Source organism: Halomonas sp. JS92-SW72, from assembly GCF_003547075.1.
Lineage (GTDB): Bacteria > Pseudomonadota > Gammaproteobacteria > Pseudomonadales > Halomonadaceae > Halomonas > Halomonas alkalicola.
The window spans coordinates 3,719,912-3,733,877 of the sequence record NZ_CP032147.1 but is presented as its reverse complement, the minus strand read 5'-3'; the positions used below and the strand labels follow the sequence as shown (position 1 = coordinate 3,733,877).

Below are 13,966 nucleotides of genomic sequence, written 5' to 3'. Positions count from 1 at the left end.
CTGCCATATCGCGCCATCATCCTCAGCCCGCGCCGGGGTAGACGTACCCGAAGACCAGGGCCAGCACCACCGGCATCACCACCAGCGCCCCCAGGTTGCCGATCAGCACCAGCGAGGCCACCTTGTGGGGTTCCTGGCGGTACTGCTCGGCCACCAGGTAGTTGAGTACCGCCGGCGGCAAGGCGGCGAACACCCACAGCGCCGCGGCCTGGAGACCGGAGAGCCCCAGCAGCCAGATCAGCGGGACGGCCAGCACCAGGCCGGACAGCGGGCAGAGCAGCGCCCCGAGCATGCCGGTCTTCCAGTCGCCGAAGTCGATGTCGAGCATTCGAACCCCCAGTGCGAAGAGCAGCAGGGGAATGCAGACGCCGCCCAGCATGTGCAGCGCCTCGAGCAGCCAGCCGGGGAGCCCCACCCCGGCCAGGTTGACCGCCAGGCCGGTGATGCTGGCCAGCACGATGGGCATGCGCAGGATCCGCCACAGCGGGGTGGCGGGACTGAGCATCCAGAGCCCCAGCGAGAAGTGCAGCAGCATCTCCACGATGAACAGCACGATGGCCGCGGGGAGCGCCGCCTCGCCGAAGGCCAGCAGCAGCAGCGGAATTCCCATGTTGCCGGAGTTGTTGAACATCATCGGCGGCAGAAAGGTCTTCGGGTTCAGCTTCAGCCACTTCACCAGCGGCCAGAGCAGCACCCCGGAGCCTACGACGATCACCGCCCCCCCGACCGCCAGCCCGACATACTCCTCCAGCGGTGCCTGGCCATCGGCCAGCACCGCAAACACCAGCATGGGCACGAACAACTCCATGTTGAGGGTGTTGATGCTGCGGATATCCGGCGTGCGAAAGCGACCATAGAGGGTCCCGCAGCCGGCGATCAGGAACACCGGCAGCAGGGTGGCGAGGATCTGGGCGGTCATGGGGGCCCCATTGAATTCGAATCTGCAGAAGTGCTCCCAGACTAGCACGGCGGCGGCTTGCGCGGCTGCCCCGGGCAGGTCACCATGAGCCGAGCCCCCTACTCTTGCCAACAAGCGAGTGACCATGAGCAAGTTCTGGAGTCCCAGGGTACGCGAGCTGACGCCCTATATCCCCGGCGAGCAGCCACGCGAGCGCCTGATCAAGCTGAATACCAACGAGAACCCCTATCCGCCGGCCCCTGGCGTGGGCGCCGTGCTTCGCGACTACCCTACCGACCACCTGCGCCTTTATCCGGACCCTGAGTCCCGCGCCCTGCGCGAGGCGCTGGCCCGGGAGTTCGGCGTCGAGGTCGATCAGGTCTTCGTGGGCAACGGCTCCGACGAGGTGCTGGCGCTGGCCTTCCAGGCCTTCTTCTGCCAGCCGCAGCCGCTGGAGATGCCGGAGACCACCTACAGCTTCTATCCGGTCTACTGCCGGCTGTATGGCGTGGAGCGACGCCCCCTGCCGCTGACCCCTGACCACGAGGTGGACCTGGCCGCCTTCTCCAGCGACAGCGGCGGGGCCATCTTCGCCAACCCCAACGCGCCCACCGGCCATGGCCACGGCCGTGAAGCGATCGCCGAGCTGCTCGGGCGAGTCACCGACAGCGTGGTCCTGGTGGACGAGGCCTACGTGGATTTCGGGGGCGAGAGCGCCATCCCCCTGGTGGCAGGGCATCCGAACCTGCTGGTCACCGGCACCTTCTCCAAGTCGCGCAGCCTGGCGGGCCTGCGCCTGGGCTATGCCGTGGGCTCCCGGGAGCTGATCGAGGGACTCACCCGGGTCAAGGACTCCTTCAACTCCTACCCCATCGACAGCCTGGCCAGCGCCGTGGCCATCGCCGCCCTGGAGGACCACGAGCACTTCGAGGCGTGCCGAGAGAGGGTGATCACCACCCGGGAGCGCACCCGTACCCACATGGAGAGGCTCGGCTTCATGGTCTTGCCCTCCCAGGCCAACTTCGTGCTGGTGACCCACCCGGCACATGACGCCGCCCAGCTGTTCGCCGGCTTGCGCGAACGCGGCATCCTGGTACGCCACTTCAACACCGAGGCGCTGCGTGACTACCTGCGCATCACTATCGGCACCGAGGATGAGATGGAGACCCTGGTGGAGACCCTCGAGACCCTCTGCGGTTAATCGCCTCTGCCCAAACGCGAAAAGCCCCGACCATCTCACGATGATCGGGGCTTTTCTCTATCAGTGCCTGACGATGAGTTATTGTCAAATCCTGTGTACGGCAAGTCAGGCGGCAGTCCTGTCTGACTGATCGGTCCTGCCGGACCCGCTCCAGGGCCTCGTCGACGTTGATATCGCTGATGGTCATATCACCGCATAGGTGTGCCGAATGATGCTGTGCACTATGCCAGAAAAATCAGCTGGTTGGCGACAGGCTATCCGCAACCACCTGAATAGTTACAAAATATTGAAGAATGTTCCCTATCCTGATGTGGGGATCGAAGAGCAGCGCGAAATCGTCCGCCGCGTCGACCAGCTATTCGCTTTCGCCGACCAGGTCGAACAGCAGGTCGCTAACGCCCGGGCCCGCGTCGACAAGCTGACCCAGTCCATCCTTGCCAAGGCCTTTCGCGGCGAGCTGACCGCCGAATGGCGTGCCGAGAACCCCGAGCTGATCAGCGGCGAGCACTCCGCCGCGGCGTTGCTGGAACGGATCAAGGCGGAGAAGGCGAAGCAGACGCCGACGAAGACACGGCGGGGCGGCAGAAAGGCAACGGTGACATCATGACCCTGCACAACGAGACGGCGCTGCTTGCCGACGAGCAGCTCGTGCGGCTCGCCGGCGAGGCCGCCTTCGAGCGCGGCGTGGCCTATTTCCGGCAGGGCCAGGTGCTGGGCTGGACCCGGCAGGGGAATACCCTCACCGCCCAGGTCGCGGGCAGCGAAAGCTATCAGGTGACCCTGCATCTCAATCCCCGTGGTCTGGAGGGGGGCTGTGACTGCCCGGCCTCCGAGGGCATCGATTTCTGCAAGCACTGCGTGGCCACTGCCCTGGCCTACCGGGCGGAGCAGGCGGAACAGGAGCGCTTGATGGCGGGGGGAGAGAGTGGCCGCCTGCTCGCCTACCTGCAGCAGTTGGACAAGGACTCGCTGGTGGAGGCGCTGGCCGAGTTGATCGAGGAGGACCCGGTGCGACGGCATCAGTGGTCGCTGCGTGCCGATGCGGTGCTCGGCGTGCTCGATCACAAGGCGCTGAAGAAGCGCATCACCGCGGCCTTTCCGCTAAAGCGCCACCTGCATCGCTATGGTCAGGTGCGGCCCTATTTCGCCAAGGCGGAGGCGGTGGTCGAGCAGATTGCCGAGCAGGCGCCGCAGATGCCGCCTGATACCTGCCTGACTCTGGTGGAGTACGCCCTGTCGCGCTTGTCACGAGCGCTGGAGACCGTCGACGATTCGGGCGGCTTTCGTTTCTCCTGCGAAGAGACGCTGCATAGGCTGCACGTGCAGACTGCCGAGCGGCTCGACTGGCCCGCCGAGACGCTCGCAGCGCATCTCTACGAGATCGCCTTCGGGGAAAGTTATGATTCATACCCCAAGATTCCCGATGCCTATACCGAGGCCCTGGGCAGCGAGGGGATGGACGCCTACCTGGCCCTGCTGCAGCAGGTCTGGGACGCCTTGCCGAGCTTGCCCGCCGACGCGCAGTGGTCGGAGCAGTTTCGCTACCGGCGGCTGCGCGAGCCCCTGCTGAAGCGCGCCGAAGCGCGCGGCGATGTCGCCACCATCCTGGCGCTGCATCAGAAGAGCGCTACTGGGGTGCAGGATTACCTGAAGATCGCCGAGCTGTGCATCACGCACGACGCCTGGGACCAGGTGGAGCTGTGGCTGGCCCGGGCGGCCCGGGCCGAGGACGAGCGCTACCCCCGCTGGCGGTGCGAGCGCGAGCGGCTATGGATCCGCCTGCTGCTGCATCGCGGCGAAGCCGAAAAGGCGGGGCAGCTCCAGTGGCAGATCTATCAGCAGACGCAGCAGCTGGAGGATTATCGGCATCTGCTCGAGCTGGCCGATGAGTATGGCCTGGCCACCGACTATCAGCGGCGCGTCCACGATTGGCTCAGGGAGGAGATCGACAAGGCGCCGGAGGCGCCCTGGGGCTATGCGCCCCAGGTGGTCAATAGCCTGCTGGAGATCTACCTCTACGAGAACCGTCTGGAGGAAGCGCTGGCATTCAGCTCGGACCGGCCGGTGGCGGCTGGCCTGCTGCTGAGGCTGGCCCAGCAGCTGGGCAACCCCGACCAGAGCCTGCCGCTCTATCTTCGCCTGGCCCGCAGCGAAGTGCGCAACGCCGACAACCGAAGCTACCGCAGCGCCATCGCGCAGCTTCGTGAGCTGCATGGCACGCTCGAAACGCTGGAACAGCACCGGGCATTTGCCGCGGCGCTGGAAGAGTTGCGTACCGAATTCAGGCAGAAGCGCAACTTCATCAAGTGGCTGAATGAGGCCTTTCCGCCATGAGAAAAATCGGGGGCGTACCCCTGTTTCCATCTGGTTCTATAAAATGGGAGGGATCCAGGTTGTCGGATGACGTTGAGATTGAAATTTCGGGGAGAGAGGCGAACCTGATTCTGCGGTATGGGTATCCGTTCCCGGACCAGGCCCCCGCCTTTGAAGCGGTGGCAGGAAAGGCAGGTTTTCATCGGCTGATGATCGAAAGGTTTTGGCTCGAAGTGCTGGTCGGAGACCTGAGCAGGTCAATAAAAGAGGTCAGAGGTGCGGCATTGCAGGAGGAGCTGGACTCCCTGTGCGATACGCTGGAAACCGCCATGAGATATTCAGAATAGGCCGTGAGAGACAGGGTAGTGAGCCGAAAAATAAGGTTCATTTCGCTCGCTGGAATGAGCTTGGCATCGTGAGAATCAGGAGGTGGGATGCTGCATCCGGATCAGTTTCAAGTCAATGAGGCCTGGATCGCCTTCAGGCTGAACGAGTGGCCAGTCCATACGGAGCAAGATGGTGATTTCGATATTTTCGCGTTCATGGATGCCGCAAGCTGTTTTCTCCTGAGTTCCAGGCCGGTGCCGGCAACGGGTGAGGGGCCGGGAAAGCTGGAGTCTCGGCGCTTGTTGAAGCAGGCCAAGGCCCATAAGAAACGCTGGCCCAAGAAGCTTTTCGTTCCCAAGGAGTGGCCGGCGTCGTCAATTGTCGCCGAGGCGAAGAGGCAGGGTATTGCCGTGGTTCATGTTCCAGAAGATCAGCTGCTTTCTTTTATCAGTGATGCGAGAGAGGGGTTCAGGGAGAGTGTAATCGGGCCTCGGGTGGGGCCGCATGATTGACTACTTTCTGCTCGATGTCTTCACCGACCGAGCCTTTGCCGGCAACCCGCTGGCGGTATTCCCCCGGGCAAAGGGGCTGGATGACGGCATGATGCAGGCTATCGCCAACGAGCTGAACCTCTCCGAGACGGTGTTCGTCAGTGAGGCGACCGGCCAGCATCGCTATCCCATCCGCATCTTCACGCCGACGAGGGAGCTGCCCTTCGCGGGCCATCCGGTGATAGGCACCGCTCATCTTCTGCTTCATCATGGTATGGCCGAGCGAGAATGTCCGCTGATTCTCGAGGCCGGCGTTGGCTCATTGCTCGTAGAGTTCGATCAGGCGTTGGCTCGCCTGACCACGGCAGAATCCGTCAGCATCCTGGCGAGCACCTTGACCCAGGCCTCTGCCGCTGAACTGCTGGGGCTGGAGGCGCATCAGGTCCTTGGTGAGCCGGTTCTCGCTTCCTGTGGGCTGCCTTATCACCTGATCGAGCTCTCCTCACAGGAGGCCTTGGCGAAGGCACGGCCCTGGCCGACTGCCTGGGCGGAATGGGTATCACCCAGCGGCCACGATCAGGCCTATCTCTATGTGGTCGTCAAGGAGGCTGGTGCATCACGCGCCGTGAGAGCCCGAATGTTTTCCACCCCGGGCGGCATGCGTGAGGACCCGGCGACTGGCAGTGCGGCGGCGGCCCTGGCAGGGTATCTGGCCCAGAGCAAGGGAGTTGGCCGATGGCAATGGCAGATCGAGCAGGGCATCGAGATGGGTCGCCCTAGCCGCATCCTTGCCGAGGCCGATCGCATCGAAAACGATCTTTCGATCCGCATTGCAGGAGAGGCAGTGATAGTGGGAAGCGGGGCGCTGCACCTGCCAGGCGAACTGATGGTTTCCCGGGAGGCCCTATGAAACCCTTTTCCGTCCTGATGATCCGGCTGCTGGGTCTCTATCTCTTCCTGAAGACCTTGTTCTCGGTGCTGCCGGCGCTGCTGGGCCCCCATGTAGGAGAGTTCTGGTCAGCCGACCTGCTGCCGGTGCTGATCGCCACGGTGGCGGTACCCATGGTGGGCGGCGTATTGCTGTGGTGCTTCGCCGGCCGCCTGGCGGAGTGGCTGCATGGCGCTGGGGGAGTGAGTGATGGGGCGAGCGGCCGCATCCCGGACGACGACCTGGTGCGTGCCGGCACCTTCCTGATCGGTACCTATCTGGTGGTGCGGCATATCGGCATGCTGGTGGGGGCCTATTCGACTTCCGGCGCCGTGGCCTACGACGCCCTGGTCGTGGTGGTCGCGGGCCTCTGCATGATGCTGGGCGGTGGTGCGCTCGTGGCGCTCTACCGCAGGGTGAAGTATCTGGGGGTGGGCCGGTAGGCCGGCCATGGTGAAGCCCGCTGGCCGGGTCAGATGCCCGTCACCAGAAAATCGACGGCGGTCATGATCTGGTCGCGATAGAGGCCGAGATCATGTGCCGCTTTACCGAGGCGCTTCCTTTCCATCCCGGCGAGCTCCTGCGTCAAGGCGATATAGCGTTCGCCGTCGATCTCGAGGCCGGGGTTCAGGTAGGAGATTCGCATGCTTTCGGCCATGCCGGCAGGGCAGAGTGGCACGACGACGGTCGTGCGCAGCTCGCCGAGCAGATCGCTCTGTATATCGAGAAGGTAGGGGTAGCGTTCGCGCGAGGCCGGGTTGCGGTTCTCGTAGGCGTGGAACTGCGCCATCAGAACGTCCGCTCGCTGTCACCGAAGGTACCGTGTTCCTCCGCGAACTGGTTGTAGGCGCGGATGGCGTCGGAGTTCTCCCGTTGCCAACGTTCGCGCTGCTCCGCACGTACCTTGTCCGACAGCGCGCTCTCGAAAGTGGCAGAGAGGTTGATGCCCAGGCGCCGCGCCTGCTGGAGCAGGTCACTGTTGATGCTGACGTTGGTGGCCCTCTTGGGGGCTTGAGTGTCGTAGGGCTGGGTCATGTCAATGGCCTCGCAGCAAGCATGCGCATAGTGTGTGCGCACCAGGCGTGTTCGGCAAGTGTGGCGGGGCCTCACGCCCCGCGCTGGTGCATCCGCCGGTTCAGACGCGCCAGAATGGAGACCTCGCCGCGCAGCCAGGGGCCGAGCAGGCGCATGGAGAGCGGGATGAACAGGAACACCATCACCGGGGTGAGCGCGAGGGTGCTGATCAGCACCTTGGGCAGCATCGGCAGCCCCGCCAGCAGCCCGCCGAACAGCGCCTGAAACAGCAGCGAGACCGGGAAGAAGGCGAGCCAGATGGCAATGGCCTGCTTCCAGCGCGGCGGCGTCTGGCCGGTGGCGTCCTGGAACCAGCCGTCCAGCCCGGTGGCGCGATGCTCCTGGGGAGCGACGAAGAGCCCCTCGCCGCGGGCCAGCCAGGCGCGGCGCGAGGCGGAGTGTTCCCAGGCCGCCAGGGTATCGGCATCGCGGAAGCGGAAGATGATCTGGTACTCGTCGTCACCGGGCGGCGGGGCCAGCACGCCGGAGCCCAGGTAGCCGCTGAAGTCGGCGGCCAGCGCGCGGCCTTCCTCCAGCCAGGCGGTGAAATCGGTGTAGCGGCCGCGGGAGACGCGTCGGGCCACCATCAGGGTCAGGGGGGCAGGGGACATGGTGTATCTCCTTGATCGGGGCGCCGGGGTAGGGCGCCGAATCGCACTCGGGCCGGGTAGGCCCTCGTGAGCGTTCATGCAGCAACTATTCAAAGCAAGAAGTATACCATGCCGTCCGTGCCTGGCGGGGAGATCAGCTTTTCAGGGTTGGGATTCTGGTCGTTTTTGCTGCCATGTGCCGAGATGGCTGGGATGATCTTTCTGGTTGGCCGGGGCCTGGCAGCATCGGATTCGAGCAGCGGCATCATGGTGGTGTGCCGATCACTCGTTCCAGCTCACGGTTGAAGGCCTCCGGCTTGGCCATATGCAGGAAGTGATCGGCCTCTTCCATGATCACGGCCTCGAACTCCGGCAACAGCTGCCGGTTGGCGTCGACGTCGGTTGGCCACAGGTCGGCATTGATCGCCACCACCGGTATCGTCAGCTCCTCGAAATGCCTTGTCGCTTCACCATCGGCATGCCGTGACAGCATGTCTTCCATGGCGCTGATAGCCACCTCGGGCGGTGCGGCCGCCATGTCATGCATTACCCACTCGCGCAGCTTGGCATCGGTGCTATCGATGAACATCGACGCCACGAACTGGCGTGCGGCAGAGGCAAAGTCATCCTGAAGCGGTTCCAGCAGCTCGTCGCGCTGCTCCTGGCTGATCTCCGCGGCCATGTCGTGGAAGGTGTCGACGCCGATGATGCCGATGACGCGTTCCGGCGCCAGGCGTGCCGCTTCCACGCTGACCGGCCCGCCCATGGAGTGTCCGACAAGGATCGCTTGCGCTACGTCCAGGTCCTCCAACACCGCCTTCACGTCCTCTCCGAAGGCTGGCAGGGTGTAGGCGTCACGCCCCAGGCCAGAGTGGCCGTGCCCGGCAAGATCGACCGTCACCACGCGATGGCGCTGCGAAAAATGCGGCACTTGCCCGCGCCAGTAGCGGCCATCGCCGCTCCAGCCATGGATGAAGACCAGCGTCGGCTCGCCGCTGCCCTGCACCTCGTAGGCAATAGGTACGCCGTCCGCCGAGTCGGCCATGCGTGGCCAGTTGACCTCGGTGGCCAGCACCGGGCTGACAAGTGCCAACAGCAGCAGGCCCAGGTAACGCACACCCCGCAACGCACATCCCTTCATGATGCCCTCCGTCGAGTCTGACGTGACTGATGCAGCATAGACGAGACCGGCGTGTCGTTTCACCGAGTCCGGGCCCGGCCCAGAGAGACAGGGAAGCTCTCGCTGCTGGATGCTCTTTGCGGACATTCACCGTCTGCCGGTGGCGCTCTCGCCGGCGATGGTCATGTCCCTCGCGCTCCAGCGACTGAGCGCGTCGCGGCCGGAGGACTAAGCTAAAAGGGATTTCACACGGCGGAGTCCCCCATGCTGGAGCTCTATCTGCTGCGTCATGCCAAGGCGAAACGCGGGGGCAGCGAGCTGCCCGACGCTGATCGGCCCCTGAGCCAGCGAGGCCGGCGCCAGGCGGCGGCCATGGCGCCGGCGCTGATGCGCTGGAGGGCGTTCGAGGGCGAGGTGTTCTCGAGCCCCGCCCGGCGCACCCGGGAGACCCTCGAGGCGATGGCCGCGGCGCTGCCCGAGGGCACCCTGGGCTCGGTGGCCCGCTTCGACGAGGCGCTCTACACCTTCGACGGTGAGGCGCTGCGCGACTGGCTGCAGACGTTACCCGAGGGCAACCGGCGGGTGCTGGTGGTGGGTCACAACCCGGTGCTGCTGGAGTTGGCCCGCTGGCTCAGCCCCGTGGCGCCCGATTCCCTTCCCACCGGCGGACTGCTGCACCTCAGCCTGCCCGGCGAGACCTGGCAGGCGCTTGCGAGGCACACCGCCGAGCGACTGGCGAGCCTGACACCGGAGCAGGCCAGCCATGTGCTCTTCCAGCGCCGGGCGCCGGCGCCGCCGGAGCTGCGCAAGGCCGACCTGGCCGGCCGCCTCCACGAGCAGCTCGGCCATCTCTATCGTCTGGTTCGGGCGCTGGAGCCCGGCGTGATGGCCGGCATCGATCCCGAGTTCCTGCACCAGTACCGCGTCAACCTGCGCCGCAGCCGGGCGATCGGCGAGGCCGTGCTGGCCACCGTCCGGCAAGCCGGGAGCGGGAAGGCGCCCGGGCTGAAGAAGCGGCTGAAGACGCTCAAGCAGCGTGCCCAGGCCACCAGTGACCTGCGCGATCTCGATGTCTTCCTGGCGAGCCTGGCGCAGGCGCCGCCGCCGCTTCAGGCGAGCACTCGACGGGCGCTTCACGCCTGGCTGCACGAGCGGGCCCGGGAACAGCACGAACGCCTCTGCCGGCAGCTGGGCCAGCCCGACTACGCTGCCGACATGCAGGCCTGGCAGGCGTTCCTCGACGGCGACGGCTTTCGGCAGGCGCTTGCCCGGCTCTCTGCGGCGCGGGTCGCGGCGGTGCTGGACGAGCGCATCGCAGGCCACGATAGCGACCTGGCCGCCCTCACGCCTGACGCCCCCGACGAGGCCTTCCACGACCTGCGCAAGGCGGTGAAGCGCATCCGCTACCTGGCCGAACTGGATCCGACGCGCCACCGCCGCTTCCTCAAGGGGCTCAAGCAGCGCCAGACCCTGCTCGGCGAGTTTCAGGACCTTTGCACCCGCAAGGCCTGGAGCGTGGCCTTCTTCGCCAGCGCCCCTTCTCTCGCCAGCGATGGGGCGCTGGAGGACGAAAGGAGCGCCTGGCGTGAGGGACTCGCCAAAGAGAAGCTGGCGCTGCGCACGCAGATCATGGCGCTGGCGCCGCTCTGCGAGTCAGGGCCTGCTGCCCGCTGAGCTCAGCGCTGGCGGCACTCGTGCGGGTGCGCCCCTCGGCTACTCCCGCTCGTCCCGGGTCGAACGCAGCAGCACCCGGTCCATGCCCCGGGTGCTCAGCACCCGCTTCAGGGCGGCGAAGAGGTGGGTGGGCAGGGTGACCGCATAGCGGGGCCTGGGGCGCGGGTGCTCCAGGGCGTGGATCAGCTTGGCCACCACCGCCTCCGGGCCCAGGGTGAAGGCGGCCTTGCCCTCGGTGCTGGCCAGCCGCGCCTCCACCTTGCGGTAGGTCTCGGCATGGGCGCTGCGCTCGGTATCGATATGGGTCCGGAAGGCGCGGTGGGCGTTCTCGCGAAAGCGGCTGGTGATGGGGCCGGGCTGGATCAGGCTGACGTGGATGCCGCTGCCCGAAAGCTCCTGGCGCAGGGTATCGGTGAGCCCCTCCAGGGCGAACTTGGAGCAGATGTAGGCGCCGCGGTAGGGCAGGGCGGCGAACCCCAGCACCGAGCTGTTCTGCACGATGCGCCCGTGCCCCTGGGCGCGCATCATCGGCAGCACCCGGGTGGTGAGCTCGTGGGTGCCGAGCAGGTTGGTCTCGAGCTGCTGCCTCAGAGTCTCCCGGGAGAGATCCTCCACAGCCCCGGGCTGGCCGTAGGCGCCGTTGTTGAAGAGCGCCGTCAGCCGCCCGCCGGTGCGCTCCGCGATATCGGCCACCGCCGCCTCGATGGAGGCGCTGCTGTCCAGGTCCAGCGCTAGTGCCTCCAGGCCCTCCTCCTTCAGCCGGGCCACGTCCGCCTCCTTTCTTGCGGTGGCAAACACCCGCCAGCCCCGAGCCGCCATGGCGTGGGCCGCGGCGTGGCCGATCCCGCTGGAGCAGCCGGTGATCAGCAGGCTGCGCGTCTTATCCGGGCGTGCATCCGTCATTCGTCTCTCCTGTTCTGGTTCAGGCGCTCGATGGCCGGCCTCACGGGCCGCCCTGCAGCATCTCCCGGGTCGCCTCCATCACCCGGCCATCCACGGTGCGCTGGACCTTGTCCTCGATCTCGCCGAGCAGCGCCTCCACCTTGGGACCTTCGTTGGCCACCGCCACGAAGGTCCATTCGCTCGCCTCCAGCCGGTCGTGTTCGCCGCTCTCGCAGACCGCCACCGCCGGGTTGCGCCCGAAGCGCTCGTGCAGGCCGCCCATGCGCTGGCGCTTCTCCTTCAGCGAGCGGCAGCCGGGCAGCGAGATGTGCAGCGTGAGAATCCCCATGTGCATGCTGATCCCTCCTTCGCCCTTTTCCTGACCTGGATCATTTCCCCGTCTCGCCCGGGTGTCTACCCTTCTCTGGCACAACATATGGTGCCTGATAGAAGAAAGGGCACCATATATAGATAATCGGCCAGTGAGGGAACACCCATGCAACGCCAGCCGACCGGCGCCGTCAACGTCGCTTCGACGGTCAACGAATACCTGCAGCGCGCTGACTGGCGCGTCAACGCCAACGCCAACCAGGGCTACTCCCTGGGCGGGCTGATCCTCAACGCCTCGGGCAAGCTGATCGCCAACTACTGGCTGGACGAAGTCTATCCCGCCGCGGTAGGCGAGGCCCACCGGGAGGGCGACCTGCATATCCACGACCTGGACATGCTCAGCGGCTACTGCGCCGGCTGGTCGCTGCGCCAGCTGCTGATCGAGGGCTTCAACGGCGTGCCGGGTCGGGCGGAGAGCGCGCCGCCCCGGCACCTCACCAGCGCCTTGGGGCAGATGGTCAACTTCCTCGGCACCCTGCAGAACGAGTGGGCCGGCGCCCAGGCGTTCAGCTCCTTCGATACCTATCTGGCCCCCTTCGTGCGCCGTGACGCCCTCGACTACCCGGCGGTGAAGCAGGCGGTGCAGGAGTTCATCTACAACCTCAACGTGCCGTCGCGCTGGGGCAGCCAGACCCCCTTCACCAACCTCACCTTCGACTGGACCTGCCCGGCGGACCTGCGCGACCAGGTGCCGATCATCGGCGGCGCGGAGCAGCCCTTCACCTACGGCGAGCTGCAGGCCGAGATGGACCTGCTCAACCGCGCCTACCTGGAGGTGATGGAGGAGGGCGACTGCCAGGGGCGGGTGTTCACCTTCCCAATCCCCACCTACAACATCACCCCGGACTTCCCCTGGGAGAGCGACAACGCCGAGCGGCTCTTCGCGCTCACTGCCAAGTACGGGCTGCCCTACTTCCAGAACTTCCTCAACTCGGACCTGGAGCCGCACATGGTGCGCTCCATGTGCTGTCGGCTGCAGCTCGACCTCACCGAGCTGCTCAAGCGCGGCAACGGCCTGTTCGGCAGCGCCGAGCAGACCGGCTCGCTCGGCGTGGTGACCATCAACTGCGCGCGCCTGGGCTATCGCTTCGCCGGCGACCGCACGGGGCTCTTCCAGGAGCTGGACCGGCTGCTCGCGCTCGGCCGCGACAGCCTGGAGATCAAGCGCGGCTGCATCCAGGGCTGGATGGACGACGGCCTCTACCCCTACAGCCGCCGCTACCTCGGCACCCTGCGCAACCACTTCTCCACCCTAGGGGTGAACGGCCTCAACGAGATGGTGCGCAACTTCTTCGAGGACCGTTTCGATATCGCCAACCCCGAGGGGCAGCAGCTGGCCATCGAGCTGCTGGAGCACGTGCGCGAGCGGATGCGTGAGTTCCAGGCGGCCACCGGCCACCTCTACAATCTGGAGGCGACCCCGGCGGAGGGCACCACCTACCGCTTCGCCAAGGAGGACCAGAAGCGCTACCCCGACATCCTCCAGGCGGGCACGCCGGACTCTCCCTACTACACCAACTCCAGCCAGCTGCCGGTGGGCTATACCGACGACCCCTTCGAGGCGCTGCTGCACCAGGACCCGCTGCAGACCCGCTACACCGGCGGCACCGTGCTGCACCTCTACATGGGGGAGCGGCTCTCCTCACCGGCGGCCTGCCGCAAGCTGGTGCAGAGCGCGCTCTCCCGCTTCCGCCTGCCCTATATCACCGTGACGCCGACCTTCTCGATTTGCCCGGTGCACGGCTACCTGGCCGGCGAACATGAGTTCTGCCCGAAGTGCGATGACGCCCTTCTGGCAAAGCATGCTCGGGCCGACGCCATGGCCTGAGGCCTTTCCCCGCAATACCACCAACCTGAAAAGGAGTATCCCATGCGTCATAGCGTCGAGAGCCTGCCCACCGAAGCGCGCCAGCGCTGCGAGGTCTGGACCCGAGTGATGGGCTATCACCGCCCCGTCAGCCAGTTCAACCGCGGCAAGCAGTCCGAGCACCGCGAGCGCCGCCACTTCAGCGAGCAGGCCGCCACCCCCTGACCCACCGCCACGCCGAGCGCCCCCATTCCAGAGCGACAGGGGGCGC

Annotated in this window: 17 protein-coding genes; 10 read left to right on the top strand and 7 right to left on the bottom strand. The window is 66.1% G+C overall.

Annotation, left to right across the window (positions count from 1 at the left end):
- Nucleotides 1-22: 22 nt before the first annotated feature.
- Nucleotides 23-919, bottom strand: a complete 897-nt coding sequence (locus D1793_RS17600) for an AEC family transporter (protein ID WP_119023292.1) — start codon at nt 917-919, stop codon at nt 23-25.
- 124 nt (nt 920-1,043) lie between these two features.
- Here D1793_RS17600 and hisC point away from each other — a divergent pair, with 124 nt between their 5' ends.
- The 7 genes from hisC (at nt 1,044) to D1793_RS17565 (ending at nt 6,601) form a co-directional block, all read left to right on the top strand.
- On the top strand, nt 1,044-2,099 hold the full coding sequence (gene hisC / locus D1793_RS17595) for a histidinol-phosphate transaminase (protein WP_119023291.1): 1,056 nt from the start codon (nt 1,044-1,046) through the stop codon (nt 2,097-2,099).
- A gap of 208 nt (nt 2,100-2,307) precedes the next feature.
- The gene (locus tag D1793_RS17590) at nt 2,308-2,706 is read left to right on the top strand and encodes a hypothetical protein (RefSeq protein ID WP_205527570.1); all 399 of its coding nucleotides are present in this window, start codon (nt 2,308-2,310) and stop codon (nt 2,704-2,706) included.
- Nucleotides 2,703-4,433, top strand: coding sequence for a DUF6880 family protein (locus D1793_RS17585; RefSeq protein WP_119023290.1), 1,731 nt, complete (start codon nt 2,703-2,705; stop codon nt 4,431-4,433). The genes D1793_RS17590 and D1793_RS17585 overlap by 4 nt, the downstream gene beginning before the upstream one ends.
- Nucleotides 4,434-4,492: 59 nt before the next feature.
- Nucleotides 4,493-4,759, top strand: a complete 267-nt coding sequence (locus tag D1793_RS17580; RefSeq protein ID WP_119023289.1) for a hypothetical protein — start codon at nt 4,493-4,495, stop codon at nt 4,757-4,759.
- A gap of 87 nt (nt 4,760-4,846) precedes the next feature.
- A complete protein-coding gene (locus tag D1793_RS17575; RefSeq protein ID WP_119023288.1) occupies nt 4,847-5,251 on the top strand; it encodes a hypothetical protein in 405 nt (134 codons plus the stop codon).
- Nucleotides 5,244-6,140 (top strand): PhzF family phenazine biosynthesis protein, encoded by an 897-nt coding sequence (locus tag D1793_RS17570; protein WP_119023287.1) that lies wholly within the window; start codon nt 5,244-5,246, stop codon nt 6,138-6,140. The genes D1793_RS17575 and D1793_RS17570 overlap by 8 nt, the downstream gene beginning before the upstream one ends.
- Nucleotides 6,137-6,601, top strand: a complete 465-nt coding sequence (locus D1793_RS17565; RefSeq protein WP_119023286.1) for a hypothetical protein — start codon at nt 6,137-6,139, stop codon at nt 6,599-6,601. The genes D1793_RS17570 and D1793_RS17565 overlap by 4 nt, the downstream gene beginning before the upstream one ends.
- A 29-nt stretch (nt 6,602-6,630) precedes the next feature.
- On the opposite strand, the gene D1793_RS17560 is transcribed toward D1793_RS17565, so the two are convergent.
- The 4 genes from D1793_RS17560 to D1793_RS17545 all read right to left on the bottom strand — a co-directional run bounded on the left by D1793_RS17560 (nt 6,631) and on the right by D1793_RS17545 (nt 9,026).
- Nucleotides 6,631-6,948, bottom strand: a complete 318-nt coding sequence (locus D1793_RS17560) for a CcdB family protein (protein ID WP_119023285.1) — start codon at nt 6,946-6,948, stop codon at nt 6,631-6,633.
- The gene (locus tag D1793_RS17555; protein WP_119023284.1) at nt 6,948-7,193 is read right to left on the bottom strand and encodes a type II toxin-antitoxin system CcdA family antitoxin; all 246 of its coding nucleotides are present in this window, start codon (nt 7,191-7,193) and stop codon (nt 6,948-6,950) included. Before D1793_RS17555 ends, D1793_RS17560 begins: the two co-directional genes overlap by 1 nt.
- Nucleotides 7,194-7,264: 71 nt before the next feature.
- The gene (locus tag D1793_RS17550) at nt 7,265-7,843 is read right to left on the bottom strand and encodes an antibiotic biosynthesis monooxygenase (RefSeq protein ID WP_205527569.1); all 579 of its coding nucleotides are present in this window, start codon (nt 7,841-7,843) and stop codon (nt 7,265-7,267) included.
- Nucleotides 7,844-8,087: 244 nt separating this feature from the next.
- Nucleotides 8,088-9,026, bottom strand: a complete 939-nt coding sequence (locus tag D1793_RS17545; protein WP_162900011.1) for an alpha/beta hydrolase — start codon at nt 9,024-9,026, stop codon at nt 8,088-8,090.
- Nucleotides 9,027-9,206: 180 nt separating this feature from the next.
- On the opposite strand from D1793_RS17545, the gene D1793_RS17540 reads away from it, so the two are divergent.
- Nucleotides 9,207-10,616: a CHAD domain-containing protein gene (locus D1793_RS17540; RefSeq protein WP_119023282.1), complete on the top strand. Its 1,410-nt coding sequence runs from the start codon at nt 9,207-9,209 to the stop codon at nt 10,614-10,616.
- Nucleotides 10,617-10,655: 39 nt separating this feature from the next.
- Here D1793_RS17540 and D1793_RS17535 read toward each other — a convergent pair whose 3' ends face one another.
- Together D1793_RS17535 and D1793_RS17530 are read right to left on the bottom strand one after the other, a co-directional pair.
- Nucleotides 10,656-11,519 carry an SDR family oxidoreductase gene (locus D1793_RS17535; protein ID WP_119023281.1) on the bottom strand — a complete coding sequence of 288 codons (864 nt, stop codon included), beginning with the start codon at nt 11,517-11,519 and terminating at the stop codon, nt 10,656-10,658.
- Nucleotides 11,520-11,559: 40 nt separating this feature from the next.
- Nucleotides 11,560-11,853, bottom strand: a complete 294-nt coding sequence (locus tag D1793_RS17530) for a DUF503 domain-containing protein (protein WP_119023280.1) — start codon at nt 11,851-11,853, stop codon at nt 11,560-11,562.
- Between the two features lie 141 nt (nt 11,854-11,994).
- On the opposite strand from D1793_RS17530, the gene D1793_RS17525 reads away from it, so the two are divergent.
- Nucleotides 11,995-13,716 (top strand): ribonucleoside triphosphate reductase, encoded by a 1,722-nt coding sequence (locus D1793_RS17525; RefSeq protein ID WP_119023279.1) that lies wholly within the window; start codon nt 11,995-11,997, stop codon nt 13,714-13,716.
- 42 nt (nt 13,717-13,758) lie between these two features.
- Nucleotides 13,759-13,920 (top strand): anaerobic ribonucleoside-triphosphate reductase, encoded by a 162-nt coding sequence (gene nrdD, locus D1793_RS20120; protein ID WP_110070778.1) that lies wholly within the window; start codon nt 13,759-13,761, stop codon nt 13,918-13,920.
- Nucleotides 13,921-13,966 lie beyond the last annotated feature (46 nt).